Below are 24,001 nucleotides of genomic sequence, written 5' to 3'. Positions count from 1 at the left end.
ATACTTACCCGAAACGTAAGCAGAAAATGTCGGCTGCCATGAAAACCTGGTTCGAAGCCTTCATCGATTCGCCGCGTTGCTTCACGTACCCGACTTCAACGATTGGAGTCGCCGGCCAAATGAGATCCAGTGTGCACATGGCTTCTGCGTTTGAAGATCATGGCGTCACAAGGGGCAGCGAAGGGATTCGGGACTGGGACGATGGCGGCGATGTGGCAAGGTTCCGAATTCGGGTCGAGCAGAAGGGGACCTATGCGGTCTGCTTGCAATCATCCAGCTCGGACAAGGCGATCGATGCTCAGGCTCGTTTTCGCATTGGCATCGGAGAACAGCTGATCGAAGCATCGCTGAAGCAGCTAGCGGATAAGCAACAGTCCGTACGACAGCCAAGACAGACTAGCTTGTCTCTGACGCCCGGCGAATACATTCTCTCGGTGGAACTGATCGATCCCGCGACGGCGAAAGGCAGGTTGCAGATAAAGGCCGTCTGCTTTGATCTGCAAGGCCCCTGAGCTTCCAGTTAGGAAGCGAGGCAGGAAACACGGTTTTGATGAACCACGCAAAAATGCCAAAGAACGGTCGAATTGACGAGGTGGCATTCATCGACCGGATGCGTAACGCACAAGAAATTGCTGCGTTCTATCGCTCTGCTCGGAAGGAGGTCGCGAGATCACCATGACTTTAGAATAGAATCTCGTACGCGTTGGTGAATGAGGTGACAGGTCCAGCATTGAAGGATGCGAAACTTCATTGACGACCGAAAACAATCACTCCCTCGATAGAAAATCTATGAATATTCCGACGCGTTTGCTTCTCTGCGTTGCCTTGGTCCTCGTAAGCCGAACCGGCCATCTGATGGCGACCGACACGCCGCCGAACGTCGTGTTTCTGGCGGTCGATGACATGAACGACTTCGTCGGATGTCTGCCGTCGCGTCCCGGCGCGATCACGCCCAACATCGATCGGCTTGCCGCGCGTGGTGTCTGTTTTACCAACGCACACACCGCTGGCGTGTTTTGTGCCCCCAGCCGCGCGGCCATATTCTCGGGCCAGTACGCATCGACAACTGGATGCTACACGACCCCAAATTACTTTGTGCATCACCCGGAGATTGAATCGCTGCAGATGAGCTTTGCCAAAGCGGGTTACTCCACGCTGGGCGCTGGAAAGCTGTTTCATCATCCCGCCGGAGCGATCGATCAAAGAGGTTGGACAAAGTTCTTCCTGCGCAATCAGTTCCAACGTGAAGGCGGGTGGGCATTAGAATCGTGGAGTCGTGGCACGCCGGTGCCACAACCGTTCCCGGCTAGCGTCTACAACCAAGGTAAAGAAATCACCGGCGGTTTGTTTTTGGAATGGGGAGCCATCCCGAACAACCGCGAGGACGAGATGGCCGATTCGATACGAGCCAACTGGGCCGTGCAGCAGTTGGCTCGAAGTCACGACACACCGTTCTTCCTGGCTTGCGGTTTTTATGCTCCGCATTACCCCAATTACTGTCCGCAGAAGTATTTCGATCTCTACGATCGGGACACCATTTCAACGCCAGCATTCAAAGACGATGATTTGGTGGACTTGCCGGACAAGATTCGCAAGCAACGGGAAAACCGCAAAGCATTCCACTACGACAAATTGGTTGCGATGGGAGCTTGGAAGGATGCTCTACACGGATACCTTGCTTGCACCAGTTACGCCGACGCAATGGTTGGGCGAATCCTAGACGCACTTGAAGCCGGTCCCCATGCCGACAATACCATCGTCGTGCTGTGGAGTGATCACGGATATCACCTGGGCGAAAAAGGCCAGTGGGGCAAACATACGTTGTGGGAACGGACCTCCAACGTACCATTCGTCTGGGCCGGTCCTGGCATTGCGGAAGGAGCAAAAACAGACGTTACCGTCAGCCTGATCGACATCTATCCGACGCTGGTGGAAACATGCAACTTGCCGGCACCGCGTCAGGACCTGGAGGGTGTCTCGCTGGCGTCGATATTGAAGAATCCCGCCGAGGCCGATGACCGCACGGTGTACCTGCCATACATCAACCCAGGTGAATACGGGTTGATGAATCGCCAGTGGCGTTTCATCCATTATGACGACGACAATCAAGAACTGTACAACGTCAAAGAAGATCCGCACGAGTGGAATAATCTGGCGTCTGACCCACAACACGCCGACGTCATCGCCGAACTACGTGCCTCGGCACCGACTGAATTCGCCGCCCCGGAACCCAAGATGAACGCAAGACGTGACTTGGTCGTCGAAGGCGAAACATTCCGTTGGGTAAAGGGTGAAGGTAACTATGTGCCGCACCCAAAGTACCTGCCCTACACCGACCCGGCGCTGAAACAAAAGAAGGCGAATTCGGAACGGTAAAGGTATACAAATACACGGTCTGATGCGCACGTAGTGGACGGGGTCACGAGCCCCTGAAATCTAGAATTTCGCGAGGAAAGGAATCTTTTACCCTCGTCCACTACGATTCGGATCTGAACGACCAAGCTGACGAACCTGAAACGTATCGAATGAAGTAGGGACAAACATCGCATGAATAGCCTGAAACACGCGTGTTTGATTCACCGGCTTGGATCCACCGTCATTGCGTTTCTTCTGTTGTCGGTCAATCTGGTTGCCGATGAAGCCGAATCCGAACGGCTTCCGAACATCGTTCTTATGTTTGCTGACGATCTTGGTTATGGCGACCTCGGCTGCTATGGGCATCCATACGCGAAGACGCCCGCGTTGGATCGACTGGCGGAAGAGGGCACACGGTTCACTCAGTTTTATGTGACCGGAGTCACATGTAACCCCAGCCGCACAGGGCTGATGACCGGGCTGTTTCCGGCTCGGTTTCCGCGGTACGCCGCCGACTTTGGTTTTGGCGAGCGTGTGACGATCACCGAATTGCTAAAAAATCGAGGCTATCAGACGGGCCATTTTGGCAAATGGCATATTGGCCCGAAAGAAACCGACGGCACCTACGGTATCGACACCGTCAGAGTGATCGGGAAAAGCCGCGACCGTTCGTCAGGTCGGGACGACGACTTGTATGCCGCTGCGATTGAATTCATGAGAGAAAACGCGGATCACCCCTTTTACGTCAACATCTGGGGGCACGCGACACACTTCCCTGTGAATACGGCAGACGGTCTGGTCGCCAAGTTCAACGACGTCAATGTTGACCGCAACGATTTTTCGCCAACCATGCAACACAAATTCGATGAGTGTGTGCAGATCGGAGGCGATGTTGACGAGTCGATGCGTCAGTACCTCGGCGACGTCTACCAGATCGATTTGAACGTCGGTCGCATCCTGGACGCACTTGAAGACCTGGGGATCCAAGACAACACCATCGTTGTCTTCTCAAGCGATCATGGCCCCGCTCCCGTAGTCCTGGGCAAGAAGAGAGCGCGCGAATTCTCGCAAAACATGCTCGGCTACGCCGGCATCTATCGTGGCGGCAAGCACGAGCAGTACGAGGGTGGCACGCGAATTCCGTTCATCATTCGTTGGCCCCAGAACGTGCCGGCCGGGCAAGTCGATTCGACCAGCGTGTGTTCGTTCATCGATTGGTTGCCAACACTGGCCTCGATTGCGGGAATTGATGAATTGCCCAAAAACCTGGACGGAGAGGACATTTCCGACATCTGGCGAGGAACCAGGCGGCCACGTGCAACGCCATTGTTCTGGAAGACAAGTTCCGCTGGGGCAACGCCAGCGATTCGCGACGGGAAGTGGAAGCTGCACTTGCCCCGCCGCCGATCCGGATCGCCCGAACTGTACGATCTGTCACTCGATCCATCGGAAAGCAACAACATTGCCGACGCCAATCCCGAGGTGCTCAAACGATTGACGCGGCAACTGAGACAATGGAACGCCGGATTACCGGCAAACTACCTGAAATCCCGGAAACGTCGCGAAGACGACTGATGCAAGTCCTCGTTTTTGGACGGTGGCTGTCCGGCGTTCCAACAATCATATGGAATCAACGTGAAACCTTTTATGATTTTTGCGTCATGGCTTTGCGCAATTGTGGCCGCGATTGGCAATGTCGCAGCCGCTCCGCCTGACCAGCCGATGAACGTTCTGTTTCTGGTCGCCGATGACCTGAACAGTTGGCTGCTTGAGGATGCTGATCGATACGCAGGCAAAGTCGTTGCTCCCAATTTGAAATTGTTTGCTGCCAGTGGTGTCAACTTCACACGCGCGTACACAGCGGCACCGGTTTGTTCGCCCTCAAGGACCGCATTCTTTTCCGGCGTTTGTCCCTGGCGCTCGGGGCACTATCACAACGCTTTGCAAGTCCAGCAGAGCGAACCATTGAACACGGCACTATCGCTGGCTGGTTGCTTCAAACGAGCCGGTTACACGACCGCCGGTTTCGGAAAGATCACGCACGGTTGGGACCAGAAGGAACACTGGGATGAAAAGCTGGGGCACAAGCGAGATCCCGCGCCGCCGGGCGCTCCACTCACTCCAGTCGGAAGAGGCGAGCAAGACTGGGGTCCAATTCATCTCGCCGAAGCGGACATGAATGACACCATGAACGCCAACGCAGCAATCTCTCGGCTTCAGAAACCACACGACCAGCCGTTCTTTATCGCGATGGGCACGTTCAATCCACACATGCCCTGGTACGTGCCGCAGAAATACTTCGACATGTTTCCGATGGATGAAGTTGTGACTCCACGGCTTCGGAAGAATGACCTGGATGATGTCCCGCCGGCCGGAGCTGCCTTGACCGCTGGCAAGAGCCGGTTTGTTGACAGTGTTCTCGAACACGGTCTTCACAAGGACGCCGTTCAGGCCTATCTCGCGACGACGGCTTATGTGGACGCACAGTTGGGACGAGTGCTCGATGCCCTGGATGACAGTCCCCATCGAGACAACACAATCGTCGTCTTCCTGTCCGACCACGGATTTCATCTGGGCGAAAAGCATCATTGGCAGAAAGCAACGTTGTGGGAAGAAGCGACTCACTGCCTGTTGATGTTTCGCGTTCCAGATGTCACGCGTGCGGGAAGCGTCTGTCAGAGATTCGTCTCGCTGCAGGATATCTACCCGACTTTGGTAGAACTTTGTGGTCTGGACCGCCCATCGTATTTGGATGGTCGATCCATGGTTCCTTTGCTGAACGATCCCGACGCCCCGTGGGACAGCACCGCAATTACCTGTTTGTCGGACAAGAGTCGTCCCGAACGGGGCTACGTGACGATTCGCAACGAAGCCGGGCGATATATCCGCTACGAACAAGGCCAGGAGGAGTTCTATGACACGTCTGAGGATCCGCGTGAATGGACGAACCAAATCGATAACCCCGAGTACTCCGCGATTATCAACGCATTGAAAGAAGCTGTTCCGTCGCCCGCAGAAATGGCGAATCCGATGCCACCCGTGATTCGAAAAAACAACAGCATCGGCGAATAAGCCCATCAGGCGCTCCGTCGATATTCCTTACCCGTCGTAGTGGACAAGGTCACGAGTCCCTGACTGCGCCGACCGCCAACGACACTCGTAACCTCATCCACTACATCGAGCGACTGCGACCAACAGCCAAACGATGACGTTTGCTGATACGGAATCTTTTCAGGGCATTTTTCGGGGATTTTGCGGCAGGTTGGCTTTTGACGATGCATCGGAATGCATGACGACGTCACAATCCTGTCAAGAACCTGCGACGGCCCAACGGGCTCATGCATGGTTGTTCCTAGCGGCCGGAACGATGTCCAAAACCAAGCCGCAGAACTGTATCGCGCCCCCTGGTTCATGCCTCGCTAAACTATGACGCGGGGTCACTGCCATCGGACTGCCCACCAAATCCAAACACTTTGAAAAAATGACGACGCAAATGAGAGCGTTTCTGATGATCGCTTGCGTGATGTGCCTGTCGGCCACGCAGGTGAATGCTGAACAGCAAGAACCGAAGTCGCAGCCCAACATCATCATCGTTTTTGCCGACGACATCAGCGCTCGCGAATTCCCGATCTACGGATCGTCGGTCTGGACGAAAGAAAAGGGTGTGGACACATCGGATCGGGCGTTTCGAGCCGAGACACCGGTGCTGAATCAAATGGCCCAGGAGGGATGCTGGATTAAAACGGCGTGGGCGTCGGTCGTCTGTTCGCCCAGCCGTGCGATGATGATGACCGGACGATATGCACACCTGCATAAATGGTGGCAAAATTCCTACAAGGGACGGTACATCGACGAAAACGGAAAGGAAACCACTTGGCCGCTTTACATGAGTTCGCCGCTGCAGATCGGTCATGTCGCTCAACAGGCCGGCTACGGAACTTACTGGGCCGGCAAAACCCAGATGGCTGGTGACCTTCGCGAGTATGGTTTTGATCAAGGCTGCTTCACACCGGGTAACCTGAGCGACAAAGACAATCCCTACACCGACTTCAAGCTGGTCCAAAGAGTTGCCAACGGTGAAAGACTGATCTTCAACGCGGACACTGGCAAACCGATTGACACGTACCTTCAACACGGCTGGTACTTCTACCCGCACGTCTGGCTGATGAATCACGGCGACCAGGACTTTCAGTGGTGGCCAAACACCGATGAGTCCAAGGAAGCGTTCGGCCTTGGCACCTACGGCCCTGACGTCGAACTGGATTTCATCTTTGACTTCATGGACCGCCAGCATTCCAAGGGCCGACCGTTCTTCGTCTATCACACCACGCACCTGGGTCATGGTGCGTTCGATTGGCTGAACCCCACCAACGGCCAATGCTGGCCGGGGACTCCCGTCGTTCAGTGGGACGGAAACAAATACACGCGGATCGAACCTCACATCACCGGCGACGACGGCGTGTACGATACCCATGGAACGGTCACCGAAACTGGAATCCAGTCGCAAATTGAATACCTGGATTATCAGATGTGGCTGTACCGCAACCGATTGCGCGAAATGGGGATCGCCGACAATACCGTGATCATCTTTTGCGCTGACAACGGAACTTCGGGATATGGAAAGGGCAGCCATGATCGGCAGAAGGGCGTCCATGTGCCGCTGATCATTTTTGCACCGGGAATGACGAAACACGGCCAGCAAGATGTCCTGGTCAACATGTCCGACCTGCTACCGACGATCGCAGATCTAACCGGCGCGACGATCCCCAAAGACTACGTGCACAACGGCGAAAGCCTCGTTCCGTTTTTGTTCACGAACAAGTCGAAGCATCGTCAGTGGATCTACGGATACAGCCGCGAGCGACAGATCATTCGTGGCGATTTTGTGATGCGAGACGGTTACGGAAAGTGGTGGGATGTCGCCGAAGAACCTGCAGATTTGATCAGTTACGACCAGATCACGAACTGGGATGACGTTTCACAACAGCATCGCGATGAACGCGACAAATTGAAGATCGTCCTTCCCAAGTTTGATTTGTTCGACATCGAACCCGATGCACCAGGAGTCCGCCGTTCGGGGACAATTGGTAATCCCACGGCATCGAGTTCGGGGAAGAAGAGTGCAACCAACAAAACGCTTGGCACGAAGAAGGCGTCAGCCGGGGCTAGCACCGTTGGTTCACAGCAATGGAAGCCCGTTTTTGAAGACGACTTCGACAACCGAACCAAAATCGGCAAGGATTACACGACGGCGCGGGGCCACGAGGATTCTTGGTCGGTCATCAACGGCGTGCTGGTTGGAAAACAGACCAAAGCAGATCACGGTGCGGTCATCCGGACACAGCTTGATTTTGACGACATCGATATCCAGTTCGACTTTCGGTTCAGCGGCGGGAAGAGTTTCAACTTTGTGATCGATGACCAGAACGAGAAATCCGTGCACGCGGGGCACATCTGTCGCGCTTCGGTTTTCCCGAAGTTTCTTAAGATAGGGGACGACAAAACTGGCGGCATGAATCTGGAAGTCCGCAAGCAACGCCAAGACAAGAATCTATCGACCCGCGATGCGGAGGCACTGAAAAGGCTACTGGAACGAACTGGGGCGTCGGCAAAGATCAGCATTCATCCCGGACAATGGCACACGCTGCGAATTCGAATCCGCGGTGACATCATGAAAGCGTTTCTTGATGACGAATTGGTCACAAGCCTGCGATCACCGGGTTTCGACCATCCGACCAAAACCAAATTCGGCTTCACGGTGAACGGACAGTCCATCGATTTTGACAACCTGGTTGTGAAAAGACTTGTAACGATGGACGGACGAGAATGACGTCAGGCACGCGGATCGAATCCTTTAAGCTGATCAACGTTCACCTAAGCTCATAAAAGTGACGTCCAAGCAAGAGCAACCAGCGGTTGCAACGCGCAGCGATGAAGCACCAAATCCACAACGCTTCGGTGAAAGCGGCAGCGAAATCAGCCAAACGCTCGACTACCTCGACTGCACAAACGTGCTTGCAGAAAGATATGACACTGTCGTGATTCCCAATGTCCCTGCCACCGAAACACTCACTTGTTCTTTTCCTACAGGCCTTTGGATGAAATGGTTCCTGTTCATGGTGCCGCCTGATTCGCGGTGGGTCATCACCTGCATCGCGACTGCCATGGTTGCGATCAGTCTTTCGGCGCAAAATCCTTCGAGCGCCCAAGTAGTCCAAGTATCGCCCACCGCAAACAGCCCGGGTGGCGTTGTGTCGTCGACCTTGTTGGTCGATGCTGATTCGCGGCTTCGTTTTCAAGCAAGCTTTCAAGGCAGACAGATCGTTCAGCCTTCGGCGCTGGGCATCACCGTTGACGGCGATGACCTGGGCGATGGTGTGATCATCGGGCAGCCAACAAAGTCGGTGATCAACCAGACCTACACGACACGCGGTCACCATCACACCGCGATCAACCACTGTGTGCATTGGGAGTTTCCAATCACACATTCCGCGTCGGGGATCGAATACGCGGTTCACTTGCGTGTCTACGACGACGGCGTCGCCTATCGCTATGTCGTTCCCGGCAATGACATTCAACATGTCGATGGTGAAGCATCCAGCTGGACGCTGCCCGCTGGCTTGAAAGCATGGTTCTTCGAAAGAAATGCCAAGAAATGGAAACTGAAGTCGTACGCAGGCGAATGGTTGACAGCCGACATTGACGAGTTGCCGACCATCTCGCCAAGCGGTCCGGTGCAGGGAACACCGATGGTTTTCGAGCTGCCTGCGAATCAAGGCTTTATGGCGATCACGAAAGCAGCAACCTACAACTACAGCGGCATGCGTTTGAGGGCGGTCGGAAAACGAACGCTTATCGCTGACTTCACCGAGGCCAAACAGGGTTTTGACGTCAACGGAACGATCACCACGCCTTGGCGGGTCACGTTGTTTGCCGACAACTTGACCGAGCTCGCGACCAGTGACTTGATCAACAATCTGAACCCATCACCAGATCCACAATTATTTAGCGACACCAGCTACATCAAGCCGGGGCGTTGTGTTTGGAGTTGGGAGACACTGGGCTTGGGAACTCCCGAAACGCAAGAAGAGTTCATCGACCTGGCGGCAGAGCTTGGCTTTGAATACTCGTTGGTCGACGACGGCTGGAAGGATTGGAATGAACCGTGGAAGACGGCGAAATCGTTGTGTAACCGGGCGGCCCAGAAGAATGTCGGTGTGTGGCTTTGGGTTCATTCTCAAGACATCATCGACCCGACCGACAACTACGCCATCATGCGTGATTACTTTGATCGTGTCGCCGCGATTGGTGCCGTAGGGTTGAAAATTGACTTCATGAATGGTGAATCCAAGACGTTGATCGACTTCGAGACCGCGGCGTTGAAGATCGCTGCAGAACACAAGCTGTTGATCAACTTTCACGGTTGCCACAGTTCAACGGGCGAATCGCGAACTTATCCCAACGAAATGACTCGCGAAGGCGTCCGTGGCATCGAAGTCAACAAGATGAAGGAAGGCCCCCTGACGGCATCGCATAACGCCGCTTTGCCTTTCACGCGTTTCGCGGTTGGCCATGCCGACTACACGCCGATCTTGTACACCAACCCGGGGCCGACAACACTTGCCCACCAGTTGGGGACCGCGGTTGCGTATCTTTCGCCATTGCAAGTGTTTGCCGAACACCCGGAAACGATTTTACATTCACCGGATGTGAACCAGGCACTTCCGGTCTTGATGGCGATGCCCACGGTATGGGACGAAACCGTCGTCTTACCCAACAGCAGGATCGGCGACTTAGCCGCTTTAGCACGTCGCAGTGGCAATGATTGGTTTGTTGCAGTCCTGAACGGATCGAAGCCGCGTAAGGATGCGATCTGCCTGGACTTTCTCGGCGACGGTTTACACACGGCGACCTGTGTTCTGGATGACATTCACGGAGACCGCGTGGATGTGTCCCAGATCGGGGTCAACCAGAAGGCCGATCGCAAACAGTGGACTCATTCGGTGCCGATGCGGGTGTCGACGAAGTCGGTCCGGGCGGGTGACGAGATGAACGTCGATTTGGCTAGCGGAGGAGGTGCCGTATTGTGGGTCAGGCCAAGTCGGTGATCCGCGTGTAGCTGATTGCTTTTGACCACCCTTTATGACTACCGCCAGCAAACGCGGCCGTCGAATATCGACAGCTGGTCACAGTCGAAGGAACAAAGGATTTTCTCCAATGCCTCAAAGTGGATTCCCGGGGCAACGATCTCGTCCATGACTGCATCTGCCTCGCTCATCAGTTGGTCAAACCGCTCGACATCCCCTCTTTCATCGACCTCACCGGCAAGTCGTCCCAATTCATGTTCTTTGTCGAACAGATCCTTCACTTCGTTGAACGCATCCGTCGGCTCAAAAGGTTCGCATGGCCATTGGTCATCAAAGCCGACGTAGCCGAGCACAACCTCACCCCGAAAGACTCGATATCTTCGTTTCAATGATCGCTCCAGTTCTTGCCCCTGGGAGTGAGGAATTCCTATCGCACCGCAAGACAAGCATAACGCTGATCGGTAGCGATCGCTGCAGCGTTTCGAACGCCGCAAGTCACCGAGACATCACCCGTTCGAGAATTAAGAGATCGCCGCGGGTATCCCTCAGCACTCTGGGGTCGGCCAGACGAACAACATCCGGGCTTTCGTGATCAGTTGCGACCAGCCCCTGCCAAAACAGATCAGGGTGAAATCTGCTTGCTGCCATATTTCCCGCACATCCGAATGCACCGTTTCTAACCAGATACACCAATCGCGGTGGGCAGGCGCATTCGCACGCAGGTACCGCCACATGGAACGGGTTCAATATCAATTTCGCCACCGTGCTTGGTCACGATGGTGTCGTAGACAAACGACAAGCCTTGCCCCATCCCCTTACCCACTTCCTTGGTGGTGAAGAATGGTTCAAAAATTCGGTCGCGGATCTTCGCGGGCACGCCTGGCCCGTTGTCCTGCACCCGAATCTCCACCGCTTCGGCCCGGGCATGACTGGAAACACGAACGCATCCGATCTGGGAAGCCCCCTGTTCCTGGATCGCCTCCAATGAATTGTTGATCACGTTCAAAAGACACTGGCTGACCGGGCCGGATAAGCAAACCACATCACCAACCTCGGGATCCAATTCTGTTTCAATGTTCGCGATCTGGTCGGCCTGGTTGCGTATCACGGTCAGTGAATTCTCGATCATTCGGTTCAGCTGAGTCGCCGTCTTGTTTTCGGTGGAGGTTTGCGAGAACTCCTTCATGGCACGAACGATGGTCGCCACCCGTTGGATTCCTTCCAGCGACTGGGCAATCGCACCGGGAAACTCGCTTCGCAAGAACGGCAGGTCTGCCAACTCCTGCTCCGTTCGAATCCTCTCGATCAAATCGTCCGCCGCCTCACCGTTCTCGACGCGCTTGGCCAGAAGATCGAACAGATCCAGCAACTTTCCGAGGTCCCCGAAAGCACCTTCCAGAAACAACATGTTGTCATTGACAAACTGAATCGGCGTATTGATCTCGTGTGCAATCCCCGACGCCAACTGGCCGACCGATTCCATCTTTTGGGCTTGTGCCAGGCGGGCTTCCAGAGTTTTCTTGCGAGTCAGGTCACGTACCAGCATCGTGTATTGCGAGTCATCACCCGCACCGCTTCGGCTGATGGCGACTTCAGCACAAAACTGACGTCCGCCCTGAGTGACACCTTGGATTTCGACCGGTTCAGCGTCATGGCCACCTTCGATAGGCGATAAACCAGACTGCTGGGGAAAGAGGACTTGTTCCAGATTCTGCGTCATCTTGAACAACTGACGAATGCCGATCTCGTTCGCGTCATCGCGCTCGAAGATTCTTGCGGCCGAGCGATTGAACAGATCAATCCGACCGTCGTGCGAATACGTGACGATTCCCTCCGCGGCGGTTTCCACAATGGCACGGGTTTGCCTCGCCAAACCATCCAGTCGCTGGTTCGCGTGAAAGATCTCGATCGATTTTTGCTCCAACAGACGTTCCGCCTCTTTGCGAGCCTTGCGTTCACGCTCGAAACGTCGCTGGAGTAGAAGGTCATCAGACATACGCCTGAACTTCACCATGACGATGTTGGTCGACGGGCGTCAGACAGAAGCACGCTTCGGTCCCATTTCCGTCCCCCAGGTCTTCGCGAACCACCATCACTTCATCACCGAAGTGATCGACACACGCACGAACCAATCCCTCGGCCAAGTCGGCGAATGGGCGCGAGGATTGATAGTGCATCGTCAAGTTTCCTTCATGAATCCCGCAGTCGAATGTGGGCAGTTCCGCATCGGGATACAGTTTTCGCACCTCCACATGGATATAGGTTTCCACCAGCGGCAGAAAATCAAAGGCGGACTGTGCGTGTTCGAAGAACTGTGGATACAGTTGCGAAAAACGCTTAAACAAATGCCGCCCAAATGTCTGCACCAACTCCGGAACGGGGACTCCTGTCTGATCCGACAAAGCAAGGACTAGTTGAATCAGCTCGGCATGGTCATAGCTACCGACGGCGGTGTAGGCACCCTCGTTCGATGTCCCTGACGTGGAAATCATTCGATCCGCGATCTCGATCCCCAGATCGTCTTCGACCATCTCGATCAGTTCGGTAAATACAATGCCCTTCATCGAATTGGCCCTTGTTGGATGCGTAGAAAATGGACAAGAGAAAACGCCCTGCGATGGTGATCGCCGTCGATACCGTCATGGACTTGGCACTGCCGATCAATTGGTAATCCGAAGCGTCAGCGAGGGGCCGAAGTTATTCATTCATCAAGAATTCCTCGCCGGCGCGTCGGGTTACCGTTCTCATTGGCCTTCGTGTTGAATTGATAAACAGTGCCTCGTTATGTGGCGACCGAAACGACCTTTTACGGTGTCGTTGCGAGACGATTTGGACCGGGCTGCCGGTCGTTGGTCTCGGAAAGACTGCGTCGCCAGCGTCCCCTTCGAAAGCCATCCAGTATCTGCGACACACGTTTGCTGTCGCCGTTGAGATCGGTCAGCCGTTGACCGCGAAAGAAGTCGACAAAGCCGGGCAGTTCTTCCAAAGTGTTCAAGCCACTCAGAAACCCCATACTCCATTGACCGAAATTTCGTTCGGTGATCGCTCGTGACGACAGCAACAAAACATTATCGTGCCTGCCATCGCGAGCAATCTTCTGATACAGCCGATCAACGGCGTCTGGCGTACCTTCCAAAACCTGCAAGAACGTCCCCTCATGAAACAACAGCACGCCGGAAACGTCGATACCGGCGTTATTACGCCGCGACTGGGCTAAAAGCGTTTCCAAGTCTTCATCGGAAAACGCAACCGTCGCGGCACTGACGTAGACCAGTTGCACCATCTCGCTTTGGTGATCGCAATGATTCATTTCCATCGTGTTCTCCAACCCATTGAAGGCAAATCCGCCAGTCTTAAGGCAAAATCCAATTCATCGAATTCCGGCGCACGGTGCGTCTCGCTATTCACAGGCGGCCGTTTTTTGATGCACCGGCAAACGCATTGTCACTTTCGTTCCCAGATCCACTTGGCTTTCGATACTTATCGATCCCATGTGTTTTTCGAATATCCCGTAGGCGATTGACAGCCCCAATCCGGTCCCTTCGCCGACCTGCTTGGTCGTGAAGAAGGGTTCAAAGATATGTTCGATGTCTTCGGGTGGAATACCGACACCTTCGTCTTCAACGATGACGCTGATGGTTGTATCATCCGCAGTGGCCGATAATCGCACGGTCCCGCCGGCCGGCATCGCTTGGCTGGCGTTCAATACCACCCCAGCGATCGCTTGTCCTACTTCGCCCGCGTTACATACGGTGGACGGCAGATCGTCCAATTGGCACTGGACATCGCACACATCGGGTAATTGGCTTGAAATCAACTGCAACGTATTGACCACAATGTCTTTCACATTGGTGACCACGTGCCCGCAGCGATCCACATGCGAAAAGTCCTTCAAGCCTTGAACGATGCCTTTGATCCGAGTCACGCCGTCACGAGTCTCTTTAACTAACTCTTTGGTATCGTCGATTACAAATCCCATGTCTTGGGTCTGAGCTTCCAATTGCATTCCCTTGATGACATCGTTGCCCGCATTGCTTTGCTTGATCAACGTCGCGCACAATGATTCATACAGTTGCAACGTGGACTCGATGACTTCGATGTAGTCATTCAGCGTGGTCAGGTTGGCATCGACAAAGAAAAGTGGGCTGTTGATCTCATGCGCCACTCCCGACGCCAATAGCCCTACGGATGCCATCTTTGCAGAGTGTACTAACTGTGCTTGCTGTTCGGCCAAGTGCTCATTCGCTTCCTTCAACTTGGCATTGACTTCGATCAACGAATCCATCGCCTGGGAATAGGATGCAGCCAAATCCAGTCGCATCAAATCCAAGCAGAAGTGGCACTCGATGGGGCCATGTTCCGTTTCCAGAACGCATCGCCCGGTGCGGAATTTTGGATACCGAATGGCTCCGAAATAGATTCGCGGCGACGTGATGGTCAGCTTGGTGTAGGTCTGTTGCAAAGTCACGATGCTTTCACCGACGATGGTGTTCAGCGTCTCGGACATCGCATCACAGAGGTCTTCTCGGATGGCATCGCGATTGTCGTCGCTAATCTGTTCGCAGATACCGATCACGTTTGCCGCGGTTTGTTCGTCCATGGCCAACAAGTATTCGCCGTAAACGCTGCCCGTGTAGTAGATCGAGACGATGAACGTCTTGTCGGTGTTCACCGAATCGGTTTCGGTCACCGATCGGACGGTCGGTTGGCTGATCCCGAACATCTCGCCAAGCGTTCGTGCGGCAACGTCGGCAAACAGTTCGGTGTGTGTATTGACGATTTCCATCTTCAGCAGGCCTTTTCGACGGCTTTTTCCAGGGTGGAGCACAGGCGTGACAGATCCGCCGGACTGTTGGGGCGGATCGGCTTTTGCAGAAACTCGAACGCTCCCGCGTACATGCATTGTTCAATCACCGCAGCATCACGGATTGCGGAGAGCATCACGACGCGGGCTTCGGCATCGATCTCCAAGATTTTCTGTAGACATTCGACGCCATCCATGTTCGGCATGGTGACATCCAATAGGGTCACGTCGGGTCGTTGTTGTTTGAACTGATCTAGGCCTTCGAATCCATCGTGGCCGACGCCGACGACTTCAAAGCCCATTTCTTCAAGCGAAGTCTTCATAGCTCGCGCCATGAACTTGCTATCGTCAACGACAAGGGTACGAATCATAGTTCTAGCTTCGTTGTATGTGAGTAATGGTTTGGTTTGGCTGAAAGGTGATCCGTGATTGCGATCGAGTTATCCATCAGGGCGACACAGCGTGGTCGGTCAAGCTGTGTTGTGAATCATTGTTTTCATTTGCCGCTTCGCGTGATTCCAAGCCTTCGCGAATTGCCATGGCCAGCTCCACATCACGAATCGGTTTGGTCAGGAACCGGAAGACGCCGCCACGATTGATTGCGTCCTGGGCGACGTGCACGTTTGCATGCCCGGTCAACATCAAACGAATCGTCTTGGGATGATGCTGACGAATCCAAGCCAGCAGTTCTAAGCCGCAGATGTGATCCAGTCGCTGGTCCACCACGGCAACATCAAAAACGCGATGTTTGAACAACTTCATCGCTTGGTCTGCCGAATTGGCGACATGCAAGAAGTACGGTTGGTCCCGCAGACTGCGTCGTAGCCCCCGCAATAGATTCATGTCATCATCGACGAAAAGTAGGTTGGTCATCAAATCACCTTTGTTGAACATTGCTTGTTTGGCCTTGGGAACTGCCAATCAACCGATTCCCACCGCTTCGGCTTCGGGTTGGCGATCGGGAACGGGAGCAAGGGTTCGCACCAAGATCGGTTCTTGCACACCGTTACCCGATCGACAGAGGGCCTTCAGCTTTTGAATCAGTGAATCATGGACCTCGTGTCCTTTGGCGACCAAGATTCGGCCGGCGTGGTCCAGCAAGTGTTCCTCCAGAACCATCCCTTCGGTCAGCTGCGAAACCAAGACTTCGACTTGTCGATAGGTGGCTTCGACGACTTCGGCTACGAGCGCTAGGATTTTGGGGTCGTAGGCGGGTGAGCCTTCCATTTCACGTAGCGCGACCAAGGGCGATCGGTCATGCCGATACCGCTGAAAGTCACCGACGATCTTCAAAATTTGTGATGCCACCGGCACCTGCGGTGATGGCGGATCGTTCAATCGGGAAATGAGCGCGGCAACGTTTTCAAGTCTTGGAATGGACGCAACCAACTCGCTGCCCAGTGCTGGGGTTTCATCCACCAGTGCCAGCAGTTTTCCATCCAGTGGCTCCGCCCGCAGGTAGCGTTTTGCGATCTCCGCAGGCAGAGAAACGTAGCCCAGACGCATCAGCATTGCGGCCATTTCCAGCTCCCACAGCGGCTGGACGTTCATCTGCTTGCCGACCTCGCGTGCCAGCGTTCGCGCTTCCTGGGTCAGTCCAAATGCTTCTGGCATCGCCAACGAAAGCACTTGAGTCAGCACTCGGATGCTGCCCGAGACGGTCTTGCTCAGCAGTTCGGCTTCGGCCGTCACCAAACGATACTGTTCCAGAGCCGAGTCCAGCGTTTTCGCCAACACTTCTGGCGGACAGGGCTTGCCAAGGAATCGAAAGATGCAGCCTTCGTTCACCGCATCAACGGCCGTTTTTTGGTCTGCATTGCCAGTCAACATCACGCGAACCGTTTGCTCGTGCAATTCGCGAACGCGGGCGAGCAGTTCGACACCGCTAATTTCCGGCATCTGCATGTCCGAAACCACCACGGCGAAGGGACCTTCGTTCCGAATGGTCGCCAAGGCTTCATGCGGCCCGACGGCCAGCGAAAGCTCATAATGCTTTCGAAGGTTGCGTTTAAAGCCTTGCAGGACATTGGGGTCATCGTCGACCAACAGCACTCTTTTGTTCACGGCATCGCCTCCGTGAGCATTTGGTTGCACCAGTGTTCGGCGCGAAGTTTTAGCTGCAGCGATTCCAGATATTCAAGATCCATGTCCTTTTCCAGCGGCGGACTCGACTCAGAACACTTTGCCAGCGTTTCACAACACGACACATCCAGACCAATCAAGTTGTTGGCGACATGGACCGCGGTCAGCGGACAAAATCGACCACCCGGTGCCGATCGCGGCTGATGATGAAACGCGACTGCTTCGACGACCGGGTTGGGTAGCCCCCAGAGCCCAAGCAAATGCCCACCAATGGCGGCATGGGTCGTTTGGAAAATCTCCAACTCTGCCTGCCAAAGTGGTTGTTGTCTTGCATTGGCCAAACGGATTGCGTCGGTAAAGGCTTCGGTGTGATGCACCGCCAAGATCAATTTGCCGATATCGTGCAGCATCCCGGCGACAAACGTATCGTCGATCAATCCAGGATCATCCGTTTCGCATTCCGCGACCCGCCGCGCGGCCACCGCCACCGCCAGACCATGCTGGATTTCATGATCCAAGCAAAATCCATCCACATCCAGCGACTCGTACTGAAGAAAAACACTGGCCGACAGAGCCAGCGGTCGCATGATGTTGAGCCCCAATAAAGATGCTGCATGCTTGGGTGCAGTGACTCGACTGGGCAAGCCAAAGAATGATGAATTGACCAGCTGAAGCACTTTGGCACTCATGGCCAGGTCGCTTTCAATCATCTCCGCCACGCGATCGATTGATGCGTGATCCGATTCCAATTCGTGGACCAGATCGCGATAGATCTCTGGCAAGCTTGGCAACGCGGCGATCTTAGAAATGATTTCCTGCAACGCTGTGTCTTGCAGTTGGGCACGCAGATTGACGGCTCGTTCAATCGTGTGAATCAGCCGGTCCGCATCACACGGTTTTGATAAAAACTGATGGGCCGGGCCGATGACACGAAAGATCTTCTCTTGCTCCGACTGGCCACTTAGCACCAAGCGGATCGTATTCGGGTATCGGTCGGCGACTTGAGTCAACAATTCGGCACCATCCATACCCGGCATACGCATGTCCGAAACAATGACGTCGATCGGTATTTTCCGCATGACATCCAACGCGGCTTCGCCACCGCCGGCAAAGTGCATATTCCAAACGTTTCGTTGGCATCGCAGCATCCGCCGCAACCCCGAAAGCACGTTCGGCTCGTCATCGACGAACAACACCTGACGCTTAGGTCCCATTGATTCTGTCATTTTGTTTCACCCGCATAGCCCGCTATCAACTTGTGAACCATCCATTTCAATTCGTCGTGAACGGATATCCTGTCACGACGCCTACTGTGAATATGTTTCGCTTGTCCGCTTGGCATGAATCACCCTACACACGCCTTTTCCATTGCTTCGACTGGCTGGTTGCCTTGTTCCGTTGTGCTGCCCAAGGGCAGCCGAATGACGAATGTCGTCCCTGTCCCAAGCTTGCTTTCCACATCAATCGTCCCCCCGTGTTTTTCAACGATCACACTGTGTGCGATCGCCAGGCCCTGGCCGGTACCCTTACCGGCAGCTTTGGTTGTGAAGAACGGCTTGAATATCTTTTCCACGTTTGCCGCATCGATTCCCGTCCCCGTGTCAGCCACACGAATTTCCGCCGCAGTCCCACATCGGTGAGTGCTGATCCCAATACGGCCCTTTTCGGATGCCGTGTCCCCTTGACGATCAGCGATCGCGTGGGCCGCATTGACGATTAGATTCAATAGGACTTGGTTCAGTTCGCCGGGCAAACAGGGAATGGGGGGCAATTCGGAATCGAACGTAGTCTCAAGGTTTGCCACATACTTCCACTCGTTCCGTGCCACCATTGCGGTGTTTTCGATGCACTTGGAAAGATCGGTGGGAACCATCTCCGATACCCCAGGGTGTGCAAATTCTTTCATCGCGCGCACGATGTTGGCCACGCGTTCGACCCCTTCCAGTGTTTGTCGGATGGCCGCCGGCACTTCATCGATCAGGTATTCAAAGTCGGCCTGTATCATGGCGTCGTGAATGACCGTCTTGATTGCGGCGACGTCACGACTGGGCTGTTCATCGCCGACGATATTGCTGCACTTGGTCAGCACATCCATCAGGTCTTCACAAGCGTCACGCACGAATCGTGTGTTGTCGCCGACATATTGAATGGGCGTGTTGATCTCGTGCGCGATGCCCGCCGCCAATTCGCCCACGGCCTCCATTTTCTGTGCTTGAACGACGCGGTCTTCCAAATCGGACACATACCGAATACGTTCGATCAATGCGTTCAAATCATCGTTACCGCAATGGCTGGATAGACATTCCGATACGCCCAACGCGAACGCTGCGTCGTTTTGTTGCTTGCTTCCATCGGTCAGTGCGATGGTGTGATGGCATACTTCGTGAATGGATCGCAGAAACTCGCTTGGCTCCGAGCACCAGTCGAAGGGGAACGGGACCATGACCGCAGCCATAAGATTGCAATCCAAAACATCACGAACCTCCGATTCATCGGCGGCTTCATGCAGTTCCAGTTCGTGGGATCCCAGCCGACTGGTCCATGCTTCTCGGATACTCCGTCTCGGATCAACAATCAATAGGCGCATGGCAACAAGGACATCACTTCAAATAGCATCGGATATAGACTGATCTACAGTGTTGAAACATCGGAATGACAAAGTCGTCATCATCTTGGGACGCTTTGATCACCGTTGGGCATGAAGCAGACACACCGATCTGTTCAGGAAACGGTCGTCAACTTCACCATTGATTTCCGTGCGGACTTGGTCTCGCCCCCGGTCTCATACGTCTGGTTGGGATCGCCCGCCATGCACCAAGATTTGATTGCCGGACGACGGTGTTGGCGAAGTCGGGTTCACAGCTGTTTTTGACAGACTGTGATGATGACGAGCCTTTGATTCGCGAGGTATCGGGACCGAGGGTCGTCCCAAAGCCAGGGCAGAACCAAGCGTACGTTTGGTCAATCGCGACGCTGAAATTTAACAGCATGTCGTCGATCGCCGCGGTCGCGGAAAGAGATGGTGAGAACTTCATTCGCGTCACTCGGATGTGGATGACGATTCGTTCCCCCGTAAGCGACTGATGAATTCATCCCCGTCGCCGTGTGCACTTTAAACCTGTGACAGATTCCAACACAAAGCCGCTGATATCGGAGCGAATTGTCGCACTGAACCTCAGTGGCGGGCCGGTTGTATCGATCATTTTTTGGGCTGACCAACAGGGCCGATCACCGTGATCAACGCACGCTCAAAACGCAATGCCGCCGCAAGAAGCGATGCGTTTTCTGAGCCATCGTTTGTGATGCCGACCTTCGAAGAGAGACCAGCGCAATCTTCAGCGCAGTCGTTAGCGAAGACAGTGCATTCGGATCCAACCGATGCTTGTCACTTTGCCTCGGCCCGAACGGATTCCAACTCTTGCCGCACGTCATCCAAGATCCTGGACCAATCCATGTAATGCGTTCTTGAGAAAAGTTGCGGTCGATACTGACTGGTGGCGACGTCGGCATACCGCGTCCATTGGTGAACCGCGGTTTCGAATTGCTGTACCGCACGATCGTGGTGGTCGGTTCGTGTTCGATCGGCACGATAGACCGCCAATTCCGCGGCACCACGAATCTTGGCGGCGTAGTATTTGCCCAACCATGCCATCGCTTCCAGATCTGTCAGCGTCGACAGCAGCTCCGGACTGGATTGCTTCGCAGTGCTTCGAAGCGTCTTCAGACCGGCCAGCGTTTGCGCCGAATTGGCGTCCAGAGTGTCGGCGACATCCATCGGCGTGATCCCATCGAACGATTCGTTCTGCATGATCTTCTGAGCGTATTGCTGAACCGACAGAATCCCTGATCCCTGAAGCGGCGGATGGGCGAAGAAGGATCGATCAACCGTCAGAAATCCCTCTTTTGCAATGCAACCTTCTGGCGAAAACTGGAGATCATTCACACGGAAGAAGAACCGATTGACCAAAGGGATGATCTGCGAAGCGGATTGCCAAGTTTCGTACAGGCATTCCGGATCGGTTTCAGGAAAATGTTTGGCCAATCGCTTTTCAAAGTAGTCTCGCGTGAGTGTCAGGTCATAGCTCAGACGGCCGAACATCATGAACCGATACCAGTGCTTATCGACCTCCATTTGGCCGGCCAGTTCATCATTCTTAATGACGAATTCCTTGCCCTGCACAAAGCCGTCGGGGCCCATGAAATAGCCCGCTTCGGATCGCAGCACGTCACGAGGAATGTTGGCCCAGAATTCGCGAACGTAGTCGGGATCACCCCAACGAAAGATGAACAAATCATCGTTGCGGACGTTCAGCCAACACGGAATTTCGAACTTTTCCAGACCGTCGCGATACTCGATGTCCAGATACGGGGACGTGGTCGTGGAATGAACGCGTGCGCGAGCGTATTTGTGGTCGGTATGGAAGGCACCGACGTCATAGTCTGCGAACACATCCATGATGTTGTCGGCGTTTGACATCAAGCTGCGGAAGATGAACGTGATCCGGCGATCGGGGTGGTCGCGGCAGTAGTCTTTGATGCCCAGTGCGTACGTCTTCCACAGCCATTCTTCACGAGCCCCGCCTTGGGGAAGATCAAAGTGTTCGCCGGCAGCAACACCGATCCCGTCAATCTGCGGATACGTTTCCAACATCCGGCGGACGCAGTATCGCATGTACCGGACGGTTGCTTCGTTTTTGCCACTGTCGGTGATACCGTATTTACCTTCCGCACCGAAGGTATAGATGTTCCAGTGGTACAAATGGATGGTGATCCCGTGTGCCTGGGCATAGTCAAAGACGCGTGTCCAGAACGCGATTTTTTCGTCCAACGTGATTTTCTTGACCACTTTGGTGTTGGCGGGATCGAAAACATCCAAGCGATCCCAATGGCGATCGCCATGTTCATCGACCGGCTTGGCCAGTACACGTACGTCGTCGTAGTTTGCATCCGGGTACTCCGGCAATCGAACCATTCCGGGATACGGATGCGTGACCCACAGGGTCAGCGTGTCGTAGCGATTGCGGATCATTTGATCGATGAACGATTTCCAGAATTCCCATTCCCACATGACCGGGATGTTCTGGTGGGCCGACGTTCCTGTGTCATCGTAGCTGGGGGCTCGGGCGTCCAGCGGGATATTGAACTTCAATCCACGATGGGGCACATACGGCTTGCGTGCCTTTTCTCGGATACCTTGCAAGCCGTTGCCCAACGCAATGTCCTCGGCCAATTCCAATGCGCCGTACATTGCCCCCACCGAATCGCCGTGAAAGATGCGGATTCCACGCGTTCCTTCCTTTTGAATCCGGAACGATTGCGGGCCCATCCCAGGTTGATACTGTGAGAACGCGATGTGGAAATCGGCTTGTTCGGAGACGATTTCGTTGTCGGTGGATGTCAGCGCCGCCGTCAAATCACCGACGCCGAAGACCTGCATCGGATCGTTCGCGTCGTACTGGATGGAAACGCGATCACCCCAGGCATCAGAAAGCATACCGGCGAACAGAAGACACGCGAAAACGCACCACCAATTCGAACGAAACATCACGATTGACCGGAACAGCGAAAATGAGAACCCAGTGCCGGCAATTCAAGGCTCGCACGGCACGCGGGATCCATGATAGCGACGGTCGTGAAGATACCTGTACTGATAGCGGCCTGATCTGCGTCGCTAGGTCAATCTGTCAACCTTCGCCTGGGCCGCGTCGCGAATCAGCGTGATGCTGCCAAGATTTCATCCAGGATCACGTCCATCGTTTGGACGACCGCCGCCGATTTTTCATCATTCAATGCGTCGTGGTGCGGTTGGCCAAAACGCAGGGAATCGTTGTCGTAGTAGCGTCCGGAGGCTTTGTCGAACTCCTGGGAGGTTGCCGCACGGACCAAGATATCCGAACCGATCGAAAGATCCTTGCCGTCGATTCCAAACGCACGCTTGACCATCTTGCTGGCCAATAGCGAACCAGGATTGACCGAAACCATCATGGGCCCGTCGGTTCCCAATGATGCGGCCATCTGATTGGTCCACATGATCAGTGCCAGCTTACTTTGGGCGTACGCGTCGCCGTCGGACAATTTTCCGGTACCGGACAAAGCACTCAGGTTGACCGGGGCCTGCGCAGCAGACGAAACGTTGACGATGCGTCCGTCGCTGCCCAACGCTGGGATCAAACGTTTCGCAAGAATGTAGGGTGAGATTGTGTTCACCGCGAAACGCACATCCAATCCATCGTCGGTTCGAGATTCATTGACGGCGAAGACGCCAGCGTTGTTGATCAACACGTCGATGTTGGGATGATCTGCAACGACATCACCGGCCAGTCGTTCCGCCTGGGACAGGTGTGAAAGATCGGCAAGGTAGCCCTGCACCGATTCATCATTTGATATTTCTTGAATATCGGCCCTGGCCTGACGAAGCTTGGATTCGGACCTGCCATGCAGCAGGACGCGATGCCCCAACTGTGCAAGTCGTTTCGCGGTATTCAAACCGATGCCGTCGGTCGCACCAGTGATCAAAATTGTTTTTCGCATCGTTAACTCAAGTGGGGCGATGTCAATGGTCCGCGGCCTTTGCCGCTATCGGGAACGTTTGACTTGGCCGGACGGCTGGGACCATCGGTGGATCGTCCTAGAAATCAATCGCTTCGCCGACGCTGTGACACAGTGCCCAAAT

General features: G+C 54.5%; 18 protein-coding genes. 6 read left to right on the top strand and 12 right to left on the bottom strand.

The features are described from left to right. The 6 genes from HFP54_RS24400 to HFP54_RS24375 form a co-directional block, all read left to right on the top strand. Positions 1-512, top strand: a 512-nt coding sequence (locus tag HFP54_RS24400) for a hypothetical protein (RefSeq protein ID WP_206036390.1), incomplete at its 5' end; no start/stop codon positions are given. A gap of 343 nt (positions 513-855) precedes the next feature. Continuing rightward, the gene (locus HFP54_RS24395) at positions 856-2,376 is read left to right on the top strand and encodes a sulfatase (RefSeq protein ID WP_390658272.1); all 1,521 of its coding nucleotides are present in this window, start codon (positions 856-858) and stop codon (positions 2,374-2,376) included. A gap of 171 nt (positions 2,377-2,547) precedes the next feature. Then, complete coding sequence (locus HFP54_RS24390; protein WP_235952341.1) at positions 2,548-3,930, top strand: sulfatase family protein; 1,383 nt, start codon at positions 2,548-2,550, stop codon at positions 3,928-3,930. Between the two features lie 147 nt (positions 3,931-4,077). After that, complete coding sequence (locus HFP54_RS24385) at positions 4,078-5,427, top strand: sulfatase (protein ID WP_168567179.1); 1,350 nt, start codon at positions 4,078-4,080, stop codon at positions 5,425-5,427. A gap of 421 nt (positions 5,428-5,848) precedes the next feature. Beyond that, positions 5,849-8,185, top strand: a complete 2,337-nt coding sequence (locus HFP54_RS24380; protein ID WP_235952339.1) for a sulfatase-like hydrolase/transferase — start codon at positions 5,849-5,851, stop codon at positions 8,183-8,185. A gap of 268 nt (positions 8,186-8,453) precedes the next feature. After that, a complete protein-coding gene (locus HFP54_RS24375) occupies positions 8,454-10,463 on the top strand; it encodes a glycoside hydrolase family 97 protein (protein WP_235952336.1) in 2,010 nt (669 codons plus the stop codon). Positions 10,464-10,501: 38 nt separating this feature from the next. Here the strand turns inward: HFP54_RS24375 and HFP54_RS25365 are convergent, their stop codons facing one another. From HFP54_RS25365 to HFP54_RS24315, 12 genes are all read right to left on the bottom strand, one after another. Beyond that, positions 10,502-10,723, bottom strand: coding sequence for a hypothetical protein (locus HFP54_RS25365; RefSeq protein WP_206036389.1), 222 nt, complete (start codon positions 10,721-10,723; stop codon positions 10,502-10,504). Positions 10,724-11,118: 395 nt separating this feature from the next. Beyond that, positions 11,119-12,438, bottom strand: a complete 1,320-nt coding sequence (locus tag HFP54_RS24365) for a sensor histidine kinase (RefSeq protein ID WP_168567177.1) — start codon at positions 12,436-12,438, stop codon at positions 11,119-11,121. Then, positions 12,431-13,006 (bottom strand): heme NO-binding domain-containing protein, encoded by a 576-nt coding sequence (locus tag HFP54_RS24360; RefSeq protein WP_168567176.1) that lies wholly within the window; start codon positions 13,004-13,006, stop codon positions 12,431-12,433. Before HFP54_RS24360 ends, HFP54_RS24365 begins: the two co-directional genes overlap by 8 nt. Positions 13,007-13,248: 242 nt before the next feature. Further along, on the bottom strand, positions 13,249-13,752 hold the full coding sequence (locus HFP54_RS24355; protein WP_206036388.1) for a BLUF domain-containing protein: 504 nt from the start codon (positions 13,750-13,752) through the stop codon (positions 13,249-13,251). A gap of 90 nt (positions 13,753-13,842) precedes the next feature. Next, positions 13,843-15,228 (bottom strand): ATP-binding protein, encoded by a 1,386-nt coding sequence (locus tag HFP54_RS24350; RefSeq protein ID WP_168567174.1) that lies wholly within the window; start codon positions 15,226-15,228, stop codon positions 13,843-13,845. Positions 15,229-15,230: 2 nt separating this feature from the next. Next, positions 15,231-15,617, bottom strand: a complete 387-nt coding sequence (locus HFP54_RS24345) for a response regulator (RefSeq protein ID WP_146414787.1) — start codon at positions 15,615-15,617, stop codon at positions 15,231-15,233. Positions 15,618-15,693: 76 nt separating this feature from the next. Then, a complete protein-coding gene (locus HFP54_RS24340) occupies positions 15,694-16,119 on the bottom strand; it encodes a response regulator (RefSeq protein WP_168567173.1) in 426 nt (141 codons plus the stop codon). A gap of 48 nt (positions 16,120-16,167) precedes the next feature. Then, a complete protein-coding gene (locus HFP54_RS24335; RefSeq protein WP_168567172.1) occupies positions 16,168-17,310 on the bottom strand; it encodes a response regulator in 1,143 nt (380 codons plus the stop codon). Continuing rightward, the gene (locus tag HFP54_RS24330; RefSeq protein WP_168567171.1) at positions 17,307-18,554 is read right to left on the bottom strand and encodes an HDOD domain-containing protein; all 1,248 of its coding nucleotides are present in this window, start codon (positions 18,552-18,554) and stop codon (positions 17,307-17,309) included. Before HFP54_RS24330 ends, HFP54_RS24335 begins: the two co-directional genes overlap by 4 nt. 119 nt (positions 18,555-18,673) lie before the next feature. Continuing rightward, entirely contained in the window at positions 18,674-19,915 is a 1,242-nt protein-coding gene (locus HFP54_RS24325; RefSeq protein ID WP_168567170.1) for a sensor histidine kinase, read from the bottom strand. Positions 19,916-20,713: 798 nt separating this feature from the next. After that, entirely contained in the window at positions 20,714-22,873 is a 2,160-nt protein-coding gene (locus HFP54_RS24320) for a hypothetical protein (RefSeq protein ID WP_206036387.1), read from the bottom strand. 167 nt (positions 22,874-23,040) lie between these two features. Beyond that, positions 23,041-23,859 (bottom strand): SDR family NAD(P)-dependent oxidoreductase, encoded by an 819-nt coding sequence (locus HFP54_RS24315; RefSeq protein WP_168567168.1) that lies wholly within the window; start codon positions 23,857-23,859, stop codon positions 23,041-23,043. Between the last annotated feature and the right edge of the window lie 142 nt (positions 23,860-24,001).

The organism is Crateriforma spongiae, assembly GCF_012290005.1.
GTDB lineage: Bacteria > Planctomycetota > Planctomycetia > Pirellulales > Pirellulaceae > Crateriforma > Crateriforma spongiae.
This window is presented reverse-complemented; position numbering and strand designations above follow the sequence as displayed.